The following is an 18,722-nucleotide window of genomic DNA, read 5'->3' as shown; positions in this document are numbered from 1 at the left end:
AAATGTGAATGGCGGGGAATAGTAAAGGAGGCAAAGCATGTCGGAAATGGTCGCTCGACGCAGCACAACCTGGCCCAGCGTGTATGCGTGGGCAGGCTCGGTGCGCTTTTCGCTTTTGCACAAATCCGCACCTACGCTGTTTCCATCTGCTTTCGTGGCGTCGGCCTTCCTTCTGCTGAACGTCGACGAAGACGGATATACGGCCATCGAGCGAGGTGTCGATCGTGTCGGTTGCCATCCAGCGGTGCGCACGGCGCTTCGGGTGCTGGCTTTCATCGCGTTTTGCAACATACTGAATCTGGCCTACACGAGCGCGATGGGTGTGCACGCGCTGTATGCCGCTCCGTGGCCGGCGGATATGCCGAGCTGGCTTGCTAACAACCGTTAGGCGCACAGTGCCCGCCATCGTCAAACGCCACAGCGGATAACCGATGACGCATTGCAAGCCGCATCGCTTCGCCGACGTCGAGTATCGTGTAGAAGACGAAATCGCTATCGTCACGATGAGCCATCCGCCAGTCAACGGATTAGGTCTGGGAATCCGTCGCGGACTCGTTGCCGCGTTTGAAGCGGCCCGGCGCGACGCGCGGGTTCGCGCGATCGTACTCAATGGCAGTGGACGCGGCTTTTCCGCGGGAGGTGATATTCGCGAGTTCGGCACTTCCGCTGCCACAGCTTGGCCAGCATTGTCGCTGCACGTTCATCCGGTGATCGAGGCGAGCGACAAGCCGGTTGTAGCCGCTATCCACGGGTTTGCCATTGGCGGTGGTCTGGAAACCGCGTTGGTGTGCCACTACCGTGTGGTCGCGGACAATGCGCAGATCGGTCTGCCCGAGTGCAAGCTCGGCGTGATCCCTTTGTCCGGCACGCAGCGCTTGCCGCGTGTGCTGGGCTTCGCGAAGTCGATCGAATTCATTCTTGGTGCTCAAATCGTGCGCGCGGGAACCTTCCGGGGCAGCGCGTTATTTGACCGGATCGTCGATGGCGATGAGCATGAAATGTCGCGCCTTGCGATCGAGCTTGCGCGTGAGAAGATAGGCGGTACATCGTTGCCGTTGATTCGCCGGTTGCCATTGCCTGATGGCGATCCGGTTTCTATTGTCGCTAAAGCGCGCTCACGCCTCAGCTGTAGCGATGCAGTAGAAAGCCAGTGTCTGGATGCCATCGCCGCCGCGGCCGAGTCGCCCGATTTCGATGCCGGCATGGCCGCAGCGCGTGCGATCTACGATCGGCTCGTTTCGTCCGATCAGGTGTCAATGCAACGAGATCGGTTTTTCAAGTCGCGCCGGGACGGCTCCGCTCGATAAGCACCAACTGATTTGCTACTACGCGGAAAGTTGCTTGCGCAGATCGCCTTTTCGCACCTTTCCCGAAGGCGTGCGCGGCAGCTCTGCAACGATGCAAAGTTGCTCGGGCGTCTTTTGCTTCGCCACGCCCGCGCCGGCAAAGTGGGTCTGGACTGCGATCAGGTCGAGCGACGTGCGTTCGTGCAAGACGACGACCGCACAGACTCTTTCTCCATATCGTGCGTCTGGCTGTGCCACGACGGCGACATCGCGCACGGCCGGGTGAGTGGCAAGTACTCGCTCTACTTCGAGCGACGATATATTTTCTCCTCCGCGAATCACGATGTCCTTCTTTCGGTCCGTGATGGTCAGGCAACCGTTTTCGTCGAGACGGCCGATATCGCCGGTCCGGAACCATCCGTCGTGAGTGAACGCGGCCGCATTGAGCGCCGGGTCGGTGTAGCCGACAAACAGCTCCGGACCCTTGATCAGAATCTCGCCGTCGCGTCCGGCAGGCAGGTCGCTGTCCAACTCGTCGACAACGCGCACCTGCGAGCCGGGTTGAATGCGACCGTCCGTGCAGGCCCGGATATCAAAAGGCGAATCGGCCCAGCCGACACTCACTGTCGAATGCTCGGTCAGCCCGTAGGCGCGGGTTCCCGCGAAGCCGGCCCGATCGGCCATGGCGACGTGCTCGGGCGTGACACCCGTGCCGCCCAGACCGTAAGAAGCGAGGGACACCAGGCTGCGCCCGTCGCGGCGGGCGGCTTCGAGGAGCCCCTGGAGATGAAACGGCGTGCCGCCCGAGAGGCGCACGCGATACTGATCGACCAGTCGCGCGGCAAGCGAGGCGTCCCATCGGTCCATGAACACCATCTCGGTGCCTGTAATGAATGGACGCAACAGGAAATTGAAGCCTGCAATATGGCCAGCAGGGAAGGGCGTGAGGTACGGCCCAGGCCCGTCGATGAACGGAATCTGCCACTCTGCGCCTACTGTGCGATGAGAGTGCTGCACGCCTTTGGGAGAAGCTGTCGTTCCTGACGTGTACAGCAGCAGGCAGATGTCTTCCGACGTTGGCGGGTCAGCAGGGCGTTGTTCATGCGTTGTCGCGGCGAGTCGTTGCAGCGCGCCAAACGTGATGCCGTTCGAGGGCGCCCGATCGCCAACGACGATCACGCGCTCGAGGTCGGGCGTGTCGCCGAGCGCGGCGACACGCTCCAGGTAGTCGGTTCGGGACCAGAAATCGGGCACGCACAGAACGCGGGCGCGGGATTGTCGAAGGATGAAGCCGACTTCGGCGGGACCGTAGATGTGTACGATCGGCACGAGTACCGCACCGATCTCCAGTGCAGCCAGATACAGAAGCGCAGTCTCACGCTGTGTGGGAAGCTGTATCGCGATCACATCGCCTCGACGCAGACCGAGGGCTGTGAGTGCCTTGCCAATCTCTTTCGCGTCGTGCAGCAGGGACTCGGTGGTGCAAGTGTAGGCACCGGCCTGGGTATGAAAATGGAGTGGCGTCGCGCCGTGCTTTTCGACGGCGCGCGCAATCAGGGCCGCAAGAGGAAAACCGCTCGACCACGGCGCAGTTTTCGATTCGCGCAGATTGGAATTCATGCTAGCAAGGCTCGCAAGAGACTCACCAGCGCGAGTGGCTGGTCAAGCATCATGTGATGGCCTGCGCGTGGCATCGTGATGGGACCCTTCGCGCCGGGAATCGCAGCTACGATGCGGCGCGCGCGATCGGCGCTGACCACGCTGCTGCACTCGGCGTGCACGTAGCTGACGGGAACCGCGATGCGGGTCAGCAGGTCTTCTTCGCCTTCGACCGGCTGGAGATTCCGCAACTTCGGATCGAAGCGCCATACCCAGCCGTCGGCGGTTTGACGAAGTGATGTCCGCGCGAGATGCTCGAGCAGCCACGGCTCGCAATCTTGTTCCGGGATGAGTCGAAAGCGACTGAGTGCAGTATGCCAGTCCGGATAGGGGCGGGGCGGCGGGCGTAGTTCCACTGCAGGCAAGGTTTCGCCGCGTAGCATGAAATACGAATCGAGCACGACTGCATGCGAGAGACGATCGGGAAAGGTCGCGCACGCCTGGAGCAGACGCGATCCGCCGAAACTGTGGCCCACCGCGACGCACGGTCCAGAGCCGATTGCATCCACGACAGCGACGAGGTCGCGCACGAAAACGTCGGCGCTGTATTCCTGCCTGTAGGCGCTGTCGCCCATGCCGCGGAAATCCAGAGCAAAGACGCGAAAGCGATCGGTGAAGAAGGGCGCAATGAAGTCCCACCAGTGCGTGTGCCCGAGAAAACCGTGTGCGAAGACAAGTGGCGGCTTACCGGTGTCTGCGGCGTTCCACGAGACATAATGGACAGTCACCCCGCCGCCTTCGGTGAAGTGAGATCGACGCGGCTGGGCCATGGCGTGATCGAACCATGAGGGGACACGATCATTCATTGCGGATTTTCCATTACCTGAGGCTTGCACACGCGGTCCATCGACCAGCTATACGAGTACGATGTGCTGTCGATTCGCATCGATCCAGTCCACCATCGGGGTGAGCTGGACACCACGTTTGGAAAGCGAATCGATATCGACGCGGTACCCGACCGCGTTGATCCATTCTTGTGCATTCACCCATCCGGGTGCGAGACCCTTTGCTCGGGCTTCATCCGGTGACACGTGCGAAACGTTGATCTGTGCGCCCAGAACGTTGTTCAGGCGATTCGCAACTTCAGACATCGTGAGTCTTTCCGACGCCAGCGGCACGGTCTCACCGTGCCAGCGTTGCGGATCGTTTAGCGCGCTGGCCGCGAGCGCGCCCACGTCGTCGGCGGCAATCCAGTCGAGTCGTGCGTCGGGTAGCAACGCGCTGAGCAACAAGCCTTCGCGCAGGTGCGGAAACATCGCGCCCGCTTTCGGCTCAGCGAGGTTGTCCATCATGAATGCAGGCTGCAAGACCGTCCACGATTCGAAACCCGCGGCGCGAACGGCCTCTTCCACTTCCCATTTGTCCGTCCAGTATTTTCGGTTCCAACGTTTCTCGCTCCAGCCAGGAAACGTCTCATGATTGCCGGCCTGCGCCACGGAGGTGTGAACGAACTGCGGGACCTCCGCGTTGCGCGCTGCGTTGACGAGCGCAAAACCCTGGCGGCGTTCCCTGTCGCTGCGATCAAAATCAGTCAGGAGAACGGAGAAGACGGAACCGACGCCCTCCATCGCTTTTGCGAGCAAGTCGCGGTCGTCCAGATCTCCCCGTAGCGCCTGCGCATCCATGTCGACGAGTGCCCGCGCAGCCGGCGAGTCTGGATTGCGTGTCAGGAAGCGTACCTTGCGTCCAGCCGCAAGAAGATGGCGAGCCGCGGCGCCTCCTTGTGCGCCAGTGGCGCCGATGACGAGTACCGCGGCGGATGAATCGATCATGACTTGTCCCGAGGTCGAACGTTAGACGTTGGCCAGGCGTGTCACGCCTGGGCGGCTTGCGCGCGATGCCGCTAACCCTGTGACAGCCATTGCAGGCTCGCGGCCTGGTTGTTCACAAGCAACCGTTCCGATATTAGCACGATGTTCATAAAACCACGAGCAAAGGCTGCCCGTGATCGATGCTTCGGAATTGCCAGGCCAAAGGGCAAGGCGAATGGCGCGAGGCGCAAAGACGAAGCTTCGTCTTTGCGCCTGACACCACGATCAATGCTGCGGGCGCAGCGTTTGAACGAGGCCGCCTTCATGTGCAACGATCACCTCGGATCCCGGCTGATAAACCCCGGCAATTTCGTCTGCGCGCAGGCGGTTGCCCTGGAGGCCGCGCAGATAACTCGTGTCGTCGAGTCGCAACACATGTTCACCATGCGCGTCGCGCACGACGATCTGGTCCGATGCGATCGACGTCAGCGTGCCCACATAGGGCAGCCGGGGCTCAAACGGGAAACTTCCGCCGTGCGGCAGGATGCGCGTGTCGAGTGACAGACGAAAACGGTCCGAATGATTGCTGAGACCAGAGTGCGGCGTGCGTCGGCTCATCAACAGGACGTCGCCCAAGCGGTAGTTCGTGCGGCGCCATGCGTCTTCTGGCACGCTCGCGAGATCGATAGGAACGATCTTGTCGCCGTCCTTCCTGTGCAGGCACGCAAGCTTATGCAATCCTTCCGCGACGGCCAGTCCGCCGACTTGCGCATCGATATCGCTGAGCGGAATCCAGCAGATGATGAAATCGAGGCGGTCACTGTAGATAGCATCTTCATGAATGAAGTCGAACCGTGTGCGGCTTTTGTCGATAGCGGGCGGCGAGGTGCGGTATTCGGTGAAAGGTACCCAATAAAGCGGTACGCCGAAGAGCCGCTGAAAGAATACACGAACCGCGGGGTCTTCCATCACGGTGCGTGCCGCACGCTGCTCGTTCATCGCCTTCACGGGAAAAAAGCTGAAATTTTCGCGGTCTTTGCCAGTCCATCGCACGTCTCGGTCGTTGCGGTCCACGAAGCCGTTGCTGTCGAGGTGATCGACAAGCAGACCGCGCATGCGCTCCAGCGGCTCGTGGTCGAGAACGTCGCGAAAGAACAGGTAGCCGTCTTCGTTCCAGCGTTCTTGCAACTCGGCGTGATTGCCGAGCAGGTCATTGGAAACGTTGAATTCGCGCATCGTCGGCACGATATCCACGCCTGGTGTGCTCATAAATTGTCTCCTTTGGTCGCGGGGGCGCTCTGATGTCGGCTCACAGCAATCCGCGTTCTTCCGAAGTGCGGGTCGTGGTGTCGATGCCAAGTTCCCGCAGTGTCTCCAGAACGGCCGTGGTCGCGGAAGCGACGGCCGGGAAGCCTGCATACGGAAGCGCCTGAATCAGCACCCCTTCGAGTTCCCGTGCGCTCAGACCGTTGCGCACGGCAATGCGGACGTGGTTCTTCAGTTCGAGCGTCTGCCGGCTGGCGATGAGAATGCCCAGCGTGACGAGGCTGCGCTGCTTGCGCTCGAGTTTGTCGTCGCCCCAGACATCCGCGAACGCGTAGTTGATGGCAAGGCGTGAAATGTCGGATCCGAAGCCGGTGGACTCGCTTGCGGCCCGTAAGCCGGCTGCCTTGTCTTCACCCATGATTTCGCCGAATACCTTTAAACCATAGGCAAGTTTTTCTTCGAGGCTCTTCACTTGTGTCTCCTGTTTAACCGCGGCGGCGCGGCTATTGATAGCGGATGCGACTCACCCGAGCCGCCTTGGTCGTTATTCGTATTGTAGAACGACATTCTAAAATGTATGTTGAACGGTGCTGGACGTCAAGATAGTGCACACCCGATATGACCAGGGTTCGTCCGTAGTGCACCGCAACGGGACAAAGGCGATATGCTGAGGACACCCGATATCAAAGCCATATCACGTCATGGAATTGCGGCATCTCAGACACTTCGTTGCGGTTGCGGAGACCCAGCACTTTGGCCGTGCGGCTGCGCGCCTGGGCATGGCGCAGCCGCCGCTCAGCCAGTCGATCATGCGGCTGGAGGAGCAGCTCGGTATCAAGCTGCTCGAACGTACACCGCGAGGCGTTTCGCTCACAGCCGCCGGAGCCGCGTTGCTCGCGGAAGCGAAGCCACTGATCGCGCAAGCGGAGCTGGCCGAGCGGCGCGTGCGGCAAGCCGCCGACGAACTGGCGAGCCTGAGCGTAGCGTTCGTGCCGATGTGTGCGCTGCGAATCATGCCGCTAGCCATTCAGGGGCTTCGCAAGCAATGGCCGGGCGTTGACGTCCGGTTGATCGAGCGCGGCAGTGCTTTGACCGTCGCCAGCGTGAAAAACGGCAGCATCGACCTGGGCGTGGTAGTCACCAGTTCGGCGGACGTCTCCGGTTTGGAAAGCGTGGTCATCGAGCGTCTGCGTGTGGTGGCCGCGGTTCCGGCGAAGTGGCCCGTGGCGGCGCAGCCTTCAATTCGTATCGCGGATCTCGCGCGATACCCGCTCATCATGTTCCCTCAGCAGATGTCGCAGCCGCTGTTCGCTGCGTTCGAGACAGCGCGCCGCGAGGCGGGGCTGTCGCCGCGGGTGACCCAGCAAGCGCGCCATCCATACACGATGCTCAACCTCGTGTCTCATGAACTGGGCATCGGTCTGATGCTGGACTCGGCGCGATACCTGCCCGTGGAGGGTGTCGCCTTCGTCGACATCGAGGATGTTCCGGCTTCAGGCGAAACTGAGGTGTCGCTGGTGTGGGCCGATAGACCTCACAAGCCCTACCACCGTTCGATGCTCGACATCATGCGCGATATCGCGTCGCCGGCGGCGGGGTGATACGCGCAATCCACTGCTCGACAGCTTCGTCCATGCTGCTCCTTTCGTCATCCGCTTCTCGTTCATCTTGACACGCCAAAGTGGTGTGTTTATCTTTGCGAATGACGTTCAGAAAATAACCCGCTCGCGCGGCGAGCCAAAGGAGGAGCAATGAGCACGAATGTGGCGAGTCTTTTCAATCTCGATCAGAAAGTGGCGGTGGTAACAGGGGCAGGCTCAGGCATCGGCCGCGAGACGGCTTTGCTGCTGGCGTCGGCCGGCGCGGCGGTGGTCGCGGCGGACCTGAATGAGGAAGCGGCGCAGCAGACGGCCAGCCAAATCGAAAGTGCGTCTGGCAAGGCTATCGCGATCAAAGTGGACATCAGCGATGAATCGTCGATTCTTGCGATGTACGAAACGGTGCAGGCCAAACTTGGGCGCCTCGACATTCTCGTGAACAACGCGGGCATCTATCCGAAGACGAAATTCGTCGAGACGTCGGTAGAAAAGTGGGACAAGGTGCTCGGCATCAACTTGCGCGGCACCTTCCTCTGCATGCGAGAAGCGATCAAGCGAATGCAAGGTGCCAAAAACGGCGGTTCCATTATCAATATTTCGTCGGTGGCTTCGCTGCAGCCGGTGATTTTCGACAACGGTGACTACGGCGCGTCGAAGGCGGGCGTGAACAACCTCACCAAGGTGGCAGCGCTCGAATTCGCAGCAGACGGAATTCGCGTGAACGCAGTGCTGCCCGGCGGCGTGGCAACCGAGGGCGCGGCCGCATCGACGAAGGTTCATCAGGCTCACGGGCCGATCACCCAACCTGGTCGCATGCCGCTGGGCCGCATCGGCGTCGCCTCCGATATCGCCAGGGCAGTGTTGTTTTTCGCGTCGCCGGCATCGGACTACGTCACCGGTCAGCTTCTCGCTGTCGACGGCGGCTTCCAGGTCTCCTGATCACTCGTCTGCGTGTCATGTTCGAATCGCTAAGCTGCGTCGAGCACGCGGCTTGGCGCTGCCATTCCCTTTCCCCGATTGATTGCCGACCCGTTCGCACACACGTCCATGTGTGTGCAGCGGGCGCTCGCGCATGCGCGTCGGTCTGTGCCTTGTCGGGTAGTGAAAACACCGACGCCATTAATTGAACGACGTGTTGCATAACCATATTCCATGGCATAGGATGTCCATCAAGAGGCGCCATGCAAGCGCCCGAGAGCATAAGCCTGATCGGAGACATGCGATGTACTTTCTCGACAGCGATTTACGTGGTCCTCTTGCAGACTATACGTACGACTATCGTCGCCAGCGCGCTGAAAAGGGCGCTCCGTCGTCGGACGAATCGGCTCGCGCAAAACAATCGAATTGGGCGGCGCGCGTGTTGGGCGCGGTGGCGCCTCGTGCTCTGGGCAAGCTGCGGACGGAGGGCCGGGCGCGATGAAAACGCTGACTCGCGAGAGCGCTCGGGAAGCGCGTAGAGTATGGCTCCCACTCATTCTCCTGTCGATTTCGGCGGCGGCGGTCTGGCTGCTGCAACGCGATGTGCGCATGGAAGAGCTAGGCCGGTCCGCACTCTTCGACGTCGTGATGATGTTTGCGGTGCTCGGGGCGACGGCATTGGCGGGCATCATCGGATGTGCGATTGCGAGCCGTGCGCGAGCGCAGGAAGCCGATTTGTCGACAGGCGAGGGTTGTTGCTTCATTGGCGCCGTGATCGGTGCGGTCGTCTTTTTTGTCGCCATGACTATCTAACGGTAGAAGCCATGAATGAAGAACTGAGCGCGCGCGTCGAAGCACTGTTGGATAAGCAGGACATACTCGAATGCGTACACCGCTATTGCCGCGGGGTCGATCGCATGGACCGGAAGTTGACGCTGTCGGCGTACCATCCGGACGCAATCGACGACCACGGCGCATTCGTCGGGGATGCAGAGGAATTCGTCGACTGGGCCTTTGCGTACCATACCGAGCATCAGTTGTCGCACCACCATATGGTGTTCAATCACAGCGTCGAATTGCAGGGCGACGAGGCGCACGGGGAGACGTACTGGCTTTTCTTCGGAGAAAATCGCGTCAAGCCAGACACGCTAGCGGTGGGGCGCTATATCGACCGCTTCGAAAAGCGTGATGGCGTGTGGGCGATTGCCGCCCGTGTCTGCATCTCCGAAGCGATCAACGAACTGACCCCTGCGGAAGTGCCCACTGCGTGGCGTGAAATCCTGATGGGCAATGGCGTCAGTGCACGAAATCGTGAAGACGTCTCTTACGAACGGCCTTTAAAGACGCGCCAACCCAGCGAGGTTTAAGGCCAGACGCAAGCCTGCAACGACGCTTGCCACCACGGCACCACGGATACCAGCATCGATTTGCCATGAAAGCCAACGTCGGCAGCAAGCCGACGTTGGCTTTCAGCTATTGGGTAATGGCGCAATCGTGCTGTGACCGACAATCGACAGAAACTCGCGGCGGGTGGAAGGATCGTCACGGAATGCGCCCAGCATTCGGCTCGTCACCAGCGATGCGCCGGGCTTGTGCACGCCTCGCGTACTCATGCACTGATGCGCGGCTTCGAGAATGACAGCGACTCCCTTCGGTTGAAGCACGGTGTTCAGCGCATCGGCGATCTGAACGGTCATCTTCTCCTGAATCTGTAGGCGCTTGGCATAGACATCGACGAGGCGCGCGAGTTTGGAGATGCCGACCACGCGATGTTCGGGCAAGTAGGCAACGTGCGCACGTCCGATGATAGGCACCATATGGTGTTCGCAGTAGCTCTCGAAACGGATGTCCTTTAGCACCACCATCTCGTCGTAGCCATCCACTTCGGAAAACGTGGTGGCGAGAATCTGCATCGGATCGGAGTCATAGCCCGAGAAGAACTCGCGGTATGCGCGCGCGACCCGTGCAGGTGTTTGAATGAGACCTTCCCTTTCGGGATCGTCACCGGCCCATCGGATCAGCGTGCGCACGGCTTGTTCCGCCTCGTCCGGCGTGGGGCGAATCGACACTTCCTCAGCGCCAATCTGATTGTCTCGTTTGTTCATCAACTCTCCTGATCATTCATGCCTCGTGCAATCGCATCGGCGTCCGCGAGTGCGGCACACGAGTGTCGGCGATGTGGAGGAAGTGTATATAATTGCACGGTGTTCGTAAATACAAACGACCGGTGAATCTTACATGCGACGTTCGACCATTGCGGGTCGAAAAATCAGGTTGCACTTACACAGGGATCAGCACATGAAAACGCGCATTACAGAGCTGCTTGGGATTCGATACCCCATTGTTCAAGGGGGCATGATGTGGGTGGGTCGAGCTGAACTTGCCGCCGCCGTCTCGAACGCCGGTGCGCTCGGCACCATCACTGCTCTGACGCAGCCCACGCCCGAGGCGCTGCGCAACGAGATCGCTCGGGTTCGCTCAATGACGGATCAGCCGTTCGCCGTCAACCTGACCATTCTGCCGACGATCAAGCCAGTGCCGTACGACGAGTACGTGCAAGCGGTCGTGGAGAACGGTGTAAAGATCGTCGAGACGGCGGGACGCAATCCCGAGCCATATATGCCCGCATTCAAGGCTGCGGGAATCAAGGTCATCCACAAGTGCACGTCGGTGCGTCACGCGCTGAAAGCGGAGGCGTTGGGCTGCGACGCCGTGAGCGTGGACGGATTCGAGTGCGCCGGACATCCGGGCGAGGACGACGTGCCCAATCTGATCCTGTTGCCGGCCGCGGCCGCGAAACTGCATATTCCGATGCTTGCGTCAGGCGGCATTGCCGATGCGCGCGGCATGGTCGCCGCGCTCGCGCTCGGCGCGGATGGGATCAATATGGGTACGCGCTTCATGGCAACGCGGGAGGCGCCGATTCACGAGAACGTCAAGCGCAGGCTCGTAGAGCATGACGAGCGCAATACGGCGTTGATCTTCCGCACGCTGAAGAACACGTCGCGTATCTTCAGGAATTCGGTAGCGGAGCAGGTGTTGGAACTCGAGCAAAAAGAGGGTGTGACGTTTGCGGATCTCAAGCCGCTGGTGAGCGGTGAGCGCGGTAAGCGAGTGTACGAGACGGGTGACACCGAAGACGGAACGTTTCCGGCTGGCCTCGCAATCGGGCTTATCGAGGACATTCCCACCTGCGCGGAACTCGTGAGTCGGATGGTCGCCGAGGCGCGCGCACTCATTCATGGCCGGCTGGCCGCGCTTGTAGAAGCGAGCTGAGTCCGCAACAAGACGGCCGTCGAACAAGGCTGCCCGTGCCCCCGGTTTTAGCGGACGTGGCAGCCGATGCATGCATGACGATCACAATCAGGCCTGCGAAGTCGGACGACCTTGTTCGTCGAGTCGTTCGAGATGCGCCAGCAGCGACCGGGATGCCGCTGGCCAGAGCCTTTCGGGAACATCGGTATAAGCAAGACGCAGCCAGTCGTCGATCGAACCGGTCGGCAGTGCCTTTACCGCGCCGGCGATCTTTGCTTCCCGGGCGAGACGGTGTGCCTTGAGGCGGGCGATCTGGTCATGCGGTCGGTCCAGCACGTACCCATGGGCGGGCAGAATAAAGTCGATCTCACGTTCGGTGCAAATCGCGTTCAACCGGTCGAGTGACGTAAGGTACGCCGTCATGTTGCCGTCGGGAGGATCGATGATGGTCGTGCTGCCATTCAGAATGTGATCGCCGCTGAATAGCAGTCCGTCTTCCAGAAGGACCAGGCACACGTGGTTGCTTGCGTGCCCCGCTGTCGAGACGACCAGCAATCGATGCGTCTCGCCGTCATGCGCAAGTGTCAGCAAATCGCCATCGAGCAATCCCGATGTCGTGTTTAACAATGAGAATGGCGTTCAGAAATTAGCGCAATTTTTGTTTTCTGTCCACGTTGTTGTGCGATGCGCAAAGCTGCGATCGTGCCGAACATTGCGCACGTCATTCGCGCCAGATTGCGTGTGTGCTATCAGGCCTTCCTTGTGGGTGACAACGGATAGACGTGGCTGGGATTTCGCGTTATTCTGGTTCATAAAGATGATCGACGTTCAATTATTGGTTGAACTTGGCCCGCAACATTTCCAGGTATCGGAAGGCGATGCAAGAGCTCGCGGGACATGATTTGCCAGATAACAACAGGACGACTCAGATGGATGCAGGTACGGCTTCGCACGATGCCCTGATGGATGTGCCGTTTCGCCCGATTCGCGTCGGCAGCATGGATGCCATCGTCGAGCGAAGGCCAGACGGAAGCGTGGTGTATGAACTGCAGGAACCGCTCCAGGCGTATCCGATCCGCTTGACGGAGCGGCTCGAACACTGGGCGAGCGTCACGCCCGAGCGCGCGTTGCTTGCGCGGCGGACGCCGGACGGCAAGTCATGGGAGTCTCTGACCTACCGCCAGGCGTTCGACGGTGCGCGTGCGCTGGGGCAGGCGCTGCTCGATCGAGGATTGTCGCCGTCTCGTCCGTTGATGATTCTCTCCGATCGAAGCTTTGAACACGCGCTCTTCGCGCTCGCCGCATTGCACGTCGGGATTCCCTATATCCCGGTGACGCCCGCGTATTCGCTGTTATCACAGGACTTTTCGAAGCTCAGGCAACTCGCGGCCGTATGCACGCCCGGCCTCGTCTTCGCGGAGGACGGCGCGCAGTATGGCCGCGCATTGCGTGAGGTGTTCGGCGACGTGGAATGTGTCGTCGTCGGTCCGTTGCCGGAGGGTCGTGGCGGTTCGCGCGTCGCGGAGTGGCTGAAGACGCCGGTTACAGCCGACGTCGACAAGGCGTTCAAGGCAGTCGGCCCGGATACGGTGGGCAAGATCATGTTTACTTCGGGAACGACAGGCGCACCGAAAGGCGTGATCTACCCGCAGCGCATGTTGTGCAGCAATCGACAGCAAGTCGCCCAGGTGTTCGCGTTTCTTCAGGACGGGCCATCGGATCTCGTCGACTGGCTGCCTTGGCATCACACTTTTGGCGGCACGCATAACTTCGGCATGGTGCTGTACGGCGGGGGGACTTACTACCTGGACCCAGGCAAGCCAACGCCGGAGGAAATTGGCCCGACGGTGCAGGCATTGCGTGAAATCGCGCCGGCGGTCTACCTCAATACGCCGCAAGGGTTGGCCTCGCTCATTCCGCATCTGCAGGCGGACAAGGCACTGCGCGAGAAATTCTTTAGCAAACTCGCGCTCATCTACTACGGCGGTGCAAGTCTGCCGAAATACGTCTGGGCTCAACTCGACGAGCTCGCGGTGCGTACCATCGGCCAGCGTGTGCTCATCATGTCGGGCATCGGCAGCACGGAAGCAGGCCCAACGCCGCTATCGGCGGCCTGGGATCCGCGACGGGAAGCGATTGCGGGGTTGCCCGTGCCTGGCGTCAAAGTGAAGGTGGCGCCGGTCGGCGCGAAGCTGGAAATCCGTTTCCTCGGCGACTGTGTGACGCCCGGCTATTGGAAAGATCCCGAGCGCACTGCCGCCGCGTTCGACGAGGAAGGCTATTTCCGCTCCGGTGACGCAGCAACGTTCATCGACCCGCAGCGCCTCGAACTGGGACTGCGCTTCGACGGACGGATCGCGGAAAATTTCAAGCTGTCCTCGGGCACCTGGGTCAACGTCGCCGAGTTGCGACTGTACGCGCTGAACGTGTGGGGCCCGTATGCGCGGGATATCGTGATTGCCGGGCACGACCGCGACTACCTGAGCGCGCTCGTCTTCCCTGACATCGAAGCGTGCCGTGCGCTTTGCGACGACCTTCACGATCCGATGCCGGGCGCCGACCAGATTGTCAACAGCCGCGGCGTGCGCGCGTTCTTCCAGACCGGACTCGACCAGCTCGCCGCGCGTCCTGGCGGCAGCTCTACGCGCATTGCGCGCATCGTGCTCGAAAGCGAGCAGCCGACGCTCGATAACGGCGAATTGAGTGCAAAGAGCGCAATCAGCCAACGCAATGTGCTCGAGCGACGGCGCGGTGTCGTGGACGAGCTTTATTGCGTGCCGCCCACGCCGCGCACATTGGTCGGCAACGCTGGCGCAGCAGCGGGCGCAGATCGAGGCGCGCGCCGCGGTTCAACGTACTGAAAACGCTGGAAGCTAAACCATGGATTTTCGCGTAGATCCCGCGGACATCGCGTTCCGCAAAGAAGTTCGTGCGTTCCTCAACGAGCATTTGCCGGCCGATCTGGCCTTTCGCGGGCAGCAGGGCTTTCTGGCAGGTGACGACGATTCACAGCGCTGGACTCGCATCTTGCACGAAACGCGCGGCTGGTCGGTGCCGCATTGGCCGGTTGCTGACGGCGGCACCGGGTGGACCGCGATGCAGCGTTACATCTTCGAGGAAGAATGCTATCTGGCAGGCGCACCGATACAGAATCAGGCGGGCGTGTCGCTCGTCGGACCCGTGATTTGCGAGTTTGGCAACGAAGAGCAGAAGCGCCGCTTTCTTCCTCCTATCCAGCGTGGTGAAGTGTTCTGGGTACAGGGTTTTTCAGAGCCGGGCTCGGGTTCCGATCTTGCATCGCTACGTACGACGGCGGTTCTCGATGGAGACCACTACATCGTCAATGGACAGAAGATCTGGACCAGCTTCGGCGCCTACGGTCAATGGAATTTCGTGCTGGTCCGCACGGATAGCGAAGCGAAGCCACAAAAGGGCATTTCCTTCCTGCTGCTCGACATGTCGTCGCCGGGCGTTACCGTGCGGCCGATCGCGTCGCTCGATGGCTGCCATCACCTGGCGGAAGTCTTCTACGACAACGTGCGTGTGCCCGCTGAAAACCTTATCGGCGAGGTCAACAAGGGATGGGGATACACCAAGTTTCTGCTCTTTAACGAGCGGGCGTTTCTTGGCGCTGAAGCGCCTGCCCTCAAGCGCTATCTGCGCAAGATCCGGCACTACGCCTCGCGCGAACGGATGGCCGGCAAGCCATTGATCCAGGATCCGACGTTTGCGGCACGTTTCGCGCAGCACGAATTGGAGGTTCGCGCGATCGACATGGCGGTGCAGAAAATCCTGCATCAAGGGATAGACGAGCGCAGCGGCGGTATGGCGATCGGATCCATGCTCAAAGTGCGCGGATCCGAACTTCATCAGAAGCTCACGGAGATGCTGCTGGAGGTGATCGGCGATTATGGCGCCGTGTTCTATCCCGATCCGAATGAAGAGCGAGAACTGCGCGAGGCCCAGTTCATCGGACCTGAATACGCGCCAGGCCTGGCGGCAGAGGTCTTCTATCGGCGGGCTTGCTCGATCTATGGCGGGACGGCCGAAATTCAGCGAAACATCATCGCCAAAGCACTGTTCGATCTTTGACGCCATATCGAGTCACGAACGGTCTTCGATCCCCGAGACGTGGGATCGCATCAATTGCCGGCATAAAGAGGGTGCAGCATGGACTTCGAGTTGAGCGACGAACAGCGGATGTTGCAGGAAAGCGCGCAACGCTTCTTGCAAAAGAGTTATACGTTCGAACATCGTCGCAATCTTGCTTCGCAAGGAGGCGGATTTTCGCGCGAGACGTGGCGTAGGTTCGGCGAAATGGGTTGGCTCGGTGTCGCGGTGCCGGATGAATTGGGCGGGCTCGGTTTCTCGTCAGTCGAAAGCGCCATCGTGGCCGAGCAGATCGGGCGCGCGCTGGTGCTGGAGCCATACGTGATGTGTGGTGTGTTTCCTGCGTCGCTTGTCACGCGCTGCGGGCGAGACGGGCAGCGCGAGGCGATACTTGGCGAGATCGTTTCGGGCGAGACTGTCTATGCGGTCGCACAAAGTGAACGTGAAGCGCGGGGTCAGGTGCATTACGTGACGGCCGCCGCGAAGAAGACAGAGGACGGGTCTTGGCGGCTGGACGGCTATAAGACGCTCGTGGTTGGAGCGCCCGTTGCAGACCGTCTGCTCGTCGTCGCTCGCGCGGCGGGTGCGGCCGATGCCACGGACGGCATCGGGGTTTTCGTCGTCGATCCGAAGCAGGCAGGCGTGACGCTGAAGACTTGCGCGTTGCTCGACGGCACGCCATCTGCCGACTTGCTGCTCGATGGTGTGATCGTCGCGGAATCGAATGTTCTGGGTGAGGCTGGGCGAGCGTTCGAAGGACTGCAGGCCGCCGTTGACGAAGCGGTCGTTGCGATCTGTGCCGAACTGGTGGGCGATATGGAAGACGCTATCGAGCTCGCGTCGGAATATTTGAAAACGCGCAAGCAGTTCGGGGTGGCGATTGGCAGCTTCCAGGCGCTGCAACACCGGATGGCCGACATGGCGATCGAAGCGATGCAGGCGCGCGCAACACTGCACCGTGCGTTGCTCTCTATCAGCGAGGACAGGGAGAACCGGAGCGTCGAAATCTCGGGCTGCAAGGCACAGACCACTCGTGGCGCGAAGTTCGTCACGCAACAGGGTATCCAGTTGCACGGTGGCTACGGCATCACGGATGAATACAAGGTGGGCCATCACTATCGCCGTCATCTGGTGCTCGACGCATTGTTCGGCAACGCGGACTATCACCTGAATCGCTACGCACGCCAGATTCAGCACGAGGCAATGGTCGCGGCGGCGTGAACCCTTTCGAGGCATTGCCATGAACGCAAATGCAACCGATCTGCTCGGCATGCGGAGTGACGAAACGGTTCTCACGTTGACACTGAACCGGCCCGCGGCCCGCAACGCACTGAACCTCGCATTGACCGAAGCGCTGGTCGACGCATTGCATCGTTTCGAAGCGGACCAAAGTCTGCGCGTCCTCATCGTGACGGGCGCCGATCCGGCCTTTTGTGCTGGGCTCGACCTGAATGATTTTTCCGCGCCCGATGCGCCGCGCACGCGGGTCGCGGACATGATCGATATGTGGCCGCGCATCACCAAGCCGGTAATCGCGGCGGTCAACGGCGCTGCCGTTACAGGCGGGCTGGAACTTGCAATGGGGTGCGATTTCATCATCGCGTCCGAGCGTGCGCGCTTTGCCGACACGCACACGAAAATCGGCGCGCTCGCGGGGGGCGGCATGACCGCGAGGTTGCCGTATAGCGTGGGTCCGCGGTGGGCGAAGCAGTTCAGCTTGACGAGCGATCCGATTGACGCGGCCACCGCGTTGCGCATCGGCCTCGTGAACGAGGTGGTCAGCCACGAGCAACTGATGGAGCGGGCAGCGTCACTAGCGAAGACGATTGCGAGCCGCCGCCCCGAGCTCGTCGCGACGGTCAAGCGGGTGATCGATCAGGGTGCGCTAGCTTCGCTGGAAGAGGCGTTGCGGATCGAGAAGGCGGCATTGGCGCAAAGAAAGCAAAGCGGCGGCATGGCGTGGCAGGTGGGGAAATAATCGCTTGCCTGAGCGAAGCGCGCGACGCGAGGGCCGTGACGCTGGCTCAATCAACAATTTCGCCCTGAGGGGACTCGCATGGCAAATCTCTACGATCTTCCAGACGACATTCAGGTGACGGCCGACGGCGGCCTGCGGATCATTACGCTCAATCGACCAGACGATCTGAACGCGTCGACCACCGAGATGCTCTTCAGTTACCCCAAGCTGTTTGCTGCGCTAGCCTCGGATCCCGAGGCGCGCGTCGGGATTCTCACCGGTGCGGGAAGGGCGTTCAGCGCCGGCGGAGACATGAATCACTTCGTCAAGACGCTCGACGACCCCGATTTTGCGCGCAGCGTGCAAGAGAACGCGCGGCAAACGATCCACGGTTTCATCGACGTGCCGATTCCTCTGATTGCCGCCGTCAACGGGCCAGCCGTCGGTTGGGGCGCGACGATGGCTACGCTGTGCGATATCGTTCTGATGTCGGAGAAGTCTTTTCTCGCCGAGCCGCATATCAACATTGGTCTCGTCGTCGGAGATGGGACCTCCGTGTCGTGGCCGCTCTATACCAGTCTGCTGCGGGCGAAAGAACTGATCTTTACTGGAGATCGCATCACAGCGCAGCAAGCCGTTGATTTCGGTCTGGCCAATCGCGTTGTCGAACCCGACAAGCTGATGGAAGAGGCTATGACTCTTGCGCAAAAGCTGCTCAAGCAACCGCGCCACGCACTGCGCGAAACCAAGAAGCTGATGAACCTGCATCTCCATCGCAGTGCGGCCCAGATGCTCGACACGACCCTCGCACGCCAACTGGAGGCGACGCTCAGCGACGAGCATCACGAGATCGCGTCGGCGTTCATCGCCCAGCAGAAACGCAAGCAAGCCTGATCCTGCCCGGTGAAACTTGCTTTCATCG

General features: G+C 60.8%; 18 protein-coding genes and 1 pseudogene. 12 read left to right on the top strand and 7 right to left on the bottom strand.

All coding sequences use genetic code 11. The features are described 5' to 3' along the window. Positions 1-37: 37 nt before the first annotated feature. Together OKW35_RS47415 and OKW35_RS47410 are read left to right on the top strand one after the other, a co-directional pair. Complete coding sequence (locus OKW35_RS47415; protein ID WP_429555693.1) at positions 38-388, top strand: hypothetical protein; 351 nt, start codon at positions 38-40, stop codon at positions 386-388. A gap of 43 nt (positions 389-431) precedes the next feature. Further along, positions 432-1,307, top strand: a complete 876-nt coding sequence (locus tag OKW35_RS47410; protein ID WP_429555692.1) for an enoyl-CoA hydratase-related protein — start codon at positions 432-434, stop codon at positions 1,305-1,307. A gap of 18 nt (positions 1,308-1,325) precedes the next feature. Here OKW35_RS47410 and OKW35_RS47405 read toward each other — a convergent pair whose 3' ends face one another. The 5 genes from OKW35_RS47405 to OKW35_RS47385 form a co-directional block, all read right to left on the bottom strand. Continuing rightward, entirely contained in the window at positions 1,326-2,906 is a 1,581-nt protein-coding gene (locus tag OKW35_RS47405; RefSeq protein WP_429555691.1) for an AMP-binding protein, read from the bottom strand. Continuing rightward, positions 2,903-3,751 carry an alpha/beta fold hydrolase gene (locus tag OKW35_RS47400; protein WP_429555690.1) on the bottom strand — a complete coding sequence of 283 codons (849 nt, stop codon included), beginning with the start codon at positions 3,749-3,751 and terminating at the stop codon, positions 2,903-2,905. The genes OKW35_RS47405 and OKW35_RS47400 overlap by 4 nt, the downstream gene beginning before the upstream one ends. A 48-nt stretch (positions 3,752-3,799) precedes the next feature. Then, positions 3,800-4,717, bottom strand: coding sequence for an NmrA family NAD(P)-binding protein (locus OKW35_RS47395; RefSeq protein WP_429555689.1), 918 nt, complete (start codon positions 4,715-4,717; stop codon positions 3,800-3,802). A gap of 264 nt (positions 4,718-4,981) precedes the next feature. Further along, positions 4,982-6,115 carry a phytanoyl-CoA dioxygenase family protein gene (locus OKW35_RS47390; RefSeq protein WP_429555688.1) on the bottom strand — a complete coding sequence of 378 codons (1,134 nt, stop codon included), beginning with the start codon at positions 6,113-6,115 and terminating at the stop codon, positions 4,982-4,984. Then, positions 6,006-6,434 (bottom strand): carboxymuconolactone decarboxylase family protein, encoded by a 429-nt coding sequence (locus OKW35_RS47385; protein WP_008917662.1) that lies wholly within the window; start codon positions 6,432-6,434, stop codon positions 6,006-6,008. Before OKW35_RS47385 ends, OKW35_RS47390 begins: the two co-directional genes overlap by 110 nt. A gap of 229 nt (positions 6,435-6,663) precedes the next feature. On the opposite strand from OKW35_RS47385, the gene OKW35_RS47380 reads away from it, so the two are divergent. From OKW35_RS47380 to OKW35_RS47365, 4 genes are all read left to right on the top strand, one after another. Beyond that, complete coding sequence (locus OKW35_RS47380; RefSeq protein ID WP_090808726.1) at positions 6,664-7,563, top strand: LysR family transcriptional regulator; 900 nt, start codon at positions 6,664-6,666, stop codon at positions 7,561-7,563. Positions 7,564-7,713: 150 nt separating this feature from the next. Further along, entirely contained in the window at positions 7,714-8,499 is a 786-nt protein-coding gene (locus OKW35_RS47375) for an SDR family NAD(P)-dependent oxidoreductase (protein WP_090808728.1), read from the top strand. 477 nt (positions 8,500-8,976) lie between these two features. After that, positions 8,977-9,291, top strand: a complete 315-nt coding sequence (locus OKW35_RS47370) for a hypothetical protein (RefSeq protein WP_187611727.1) — start codon at positions 8,977-8,979, stop codon at positions 9,289-9,291. Positions 9,292-9,302: 11 nt separating this feature from the next. Beyond that, the gene (locus OKW35_RS47365; RefSeq protein WP_184032187.1) at positions 9,303-9,845 is read left to right on the top strand and encodes a nuclear transport factor 2 family protein; all 543 of its coding nucleotides are present in this window, start codon (positions 9,303-9,305) and stop codon (positions 9,843-9,845) included. 102 nt (positions 9,846-9,947) lie between these two features. Here OKW35_RS47365 and folE read toward each other — a convergent pair whose 3' ends face one another. Further along, entirely contained in the window at positions 9,948-10,583 is a 636-nt protein-coding gene (folE, locus tag OKW35_RS47360; protein ID WP_187611726.1) for a GTP cyclohydrolase I FolE, read from the bottom strand. 193 nt (positions 10,584-10,776) lie between these two features. Here folE and OKW35_RS47355 point away from each other — a divergent pair, with 193 nt between their 5' ends. After that, the gene (locus tag OKW35_RS47355) at positions 10,777-11,754 is read left to right on the top strand and encodes an NAD(P)H-dependent flavin oxidoreductase (RefSeq protein WP_429555687.1); all 978 of its coding nucleotides are present in this window, start codon (positions 10,777-10,779) and stop codon (positions 11,752-11,754) included. An 87-nt stretch (positions 11,755-11,841) separates the two neighbouring features. On the opposite strand, the pseudogene OKW35_RS47350 reads toward OKW35_RS47355, so the two are convergent. Next, positions 11,842-12,339 (bottom strand): annotated as a pseudogene (locus OKW35_RS47350) (MBL fold metallo-hydrolase); the annotation flags it as partial. 323 nt (positions 12,340-12,662) lie between these two features. Here OKW35_RS47350 and OKW35_RS47345 point away from each other — a divergent pair. From OKW35_RS47345 to OKW35_RS47325, 5 genes are all read left to right on the top strand, one after another. After that, on the top strand, positions 12,663-14,594 hold the full coding sequence (locus tag OKW35_RS47345) for an AMP-binding protein (RefSeq protein WP_429555686.1): 1,932 nt from the start codon (positions 12,663-12,665) through the stop codon (positions 14,592-14,594). A gap of 19 nt (positions 14,595-14,613) precedes the next feature. After that, entirely contained in the window at positions 14,614-15,825 is a 1,212-nt protein-coding gene (locus OKW35_RS47340) for an acyl-CoA dehydrogenase family protein (protein WP_429555685.1), read from the top strand. A 78-nt stretch (positions 15,826-15,903) separates the two neighbouring features. After that, positions 15,904-17,064 (top strand): acyl-CoA dehydrogenase family protein, encoded by a 1,161-nt coding sequence (locus OKW35_RS47335; RefSeq protein ID WP_429555684.1) that lies wholly within the window; start codon positions 15,904-15,906, stop codon positions 17,062-17,064. A 19-nt stretch (positions 17,065-17,083) separates the two neighbouring features. Continuing rightward, positions 17,084-17,821, top strand: coding sequence for an enoyl-CoA hydratase (locus tag OKW35_RS47330; protein WP_429493313.1), 738 nt, complete (start codon positions 17,084-17,086; stop codon positions 17,819-17,821). Between the two features lie 114 nt (positions 17,822-17,935). Next, on the top strand, positions 17,936-18,694 hold the full coding sequence (locus OKW35_RS47325; protein ID WP_429555683.1) for an enoyl-CoA hydratase/isomerase family protein: 759 nt from the start codon (positions 17,936-17,938) through the stop codon (positions 18,692-18,694). Positions 18,695-18,722 lie beyond the last annotated feature (28 nt).

This window comes from Paraburkholderia sp. MM5477-R1, from assembly GCF_050436385.1.
Lineage (GTDB): Bacteria > Pseudomonadota > Gammaproteobacteria > Burkholderiales > Burkholderiaceae > Paraburkholderia > Paraburkholderia tuberum.
This window is presented reverse-complemented; position numbering and strand designations above follow the sequence as displayed.

Excerpts from the sequence above, each read along its gene's own strand:
- OKW35_RS47415 (WP_429555693.1), top strand. The coding sequence starts at position 38 with ATGTCGGAAATGGTCGCTCGACGCAGCACAACCTGGCCCAGCGTGTAT.
- OKW35_RS47410 (WP_429555692.1), top strand. The coding sequence starts at position 432 with ATGACGCATTGCAAGCCGCATCGCTTCGCCGACGTCGAGTATCGTGTA.
- OKW35_RS47405 (WP_429555691.1), bottom strand. The coding sequence starts at position 2,906 with ATGAATTCCAATCTGCGCGAATCGAAAACTGCGCCGTGGTCGAGCGGT.
- OKW35_RS47400 (WP_429555690.1), bottom strand. The coding sequence starts at position 3,751 with ATGAATGATCGTGTCCCCTCATGGTTCGATCACGCCATGGCCCAGCCG.
- OKW35_RS47395 (WP_429555689.1), bottom strand. The coding sequence starts at position 4,717 with ATGATCGATTCATCCGCCGCGGTACTCGTCATCGGCGCCACTGGCGCA.
- OKW35_RS47390 (WP_429555688.1), bottom strand. The coding sequence starts at position 6,115 with ATGCAGGCTTCCCGGCCGTCGCTTCCGCGACCACGGCCGTTCTGGAGA.
- OKW35_RS47380 (WP_090808726.1), top strand. The coding sequence starts at position 6,664 with ATGGAATTGCGGCATCTCAGACACTTCGTTGCGGTTGCGGAGACCCAG.
- OKW35_RS47375 (WP_090808728.1), top strand. The coding sequence starts at position 7,714 with ATGAGCACGAATGTGGCGAGTCTTTTCAATCTCGATCAGAAAGTGGCG.
- OKW35_RS47370 (WP_187611727.1), top strand. The coding sequence starts at position 8,977 with ATGAAAACGCTGACTCGCGAGAGCGCTCGGGAAGCGCGTAGAGTATGG.
- OKW35_RS47365 (WP_184032187.1), top strand. The coding sequence starts at position 9,303 with ATGAATGAAGAACTGAGCGCGCGCGTCGAAGCACTGTTGGATAAGCAG.
- folE (WP_187611726.1), bottom strand. The coding sequence starts at position 10,583 with ATGAACAAACGAGACAATCAGATTGGCGCTGAGGAAGTGTCGATTCGC.
- OKW35_RS47355 (WP_429555687.1), top strand. The coding sequence starts at position 10,777 with ATGAAAACGCGCATTACAGAGCTGCTTGGGATTCGATACCCCATTGTT.
- OKW35_RS47345 (WP_429555686.1), top strand. The coding sequence starts at position 12,663 with ATGGATGCAGGTACGGCTTCGCACGATGCCCTGATGGATGTGCCGTTT.
- OKW35_RS47340 (WP_429555685.1), top strand. The coding sequence starts at position 14,614 with ATGGATTTTCGCGTAGATCCCGCGGACATCGCGTTCCGCAAAGAAGTT.
- OKW35_RS47335 (WP_429555684.1), top strand. The coding sequence starts at position 15,904 with ATGGACTTCGAGTTGAGCGACGAACAGCGGATGTTGCAGGAAAGCGCG.
- OKW35_RS47330 (WP_429493313.1), top strand. The coding sequence starts at position 17,084 with ATGAACGCAAATGCAACCGATCTGCTCGGCATGCGGAGTGACGAAACG.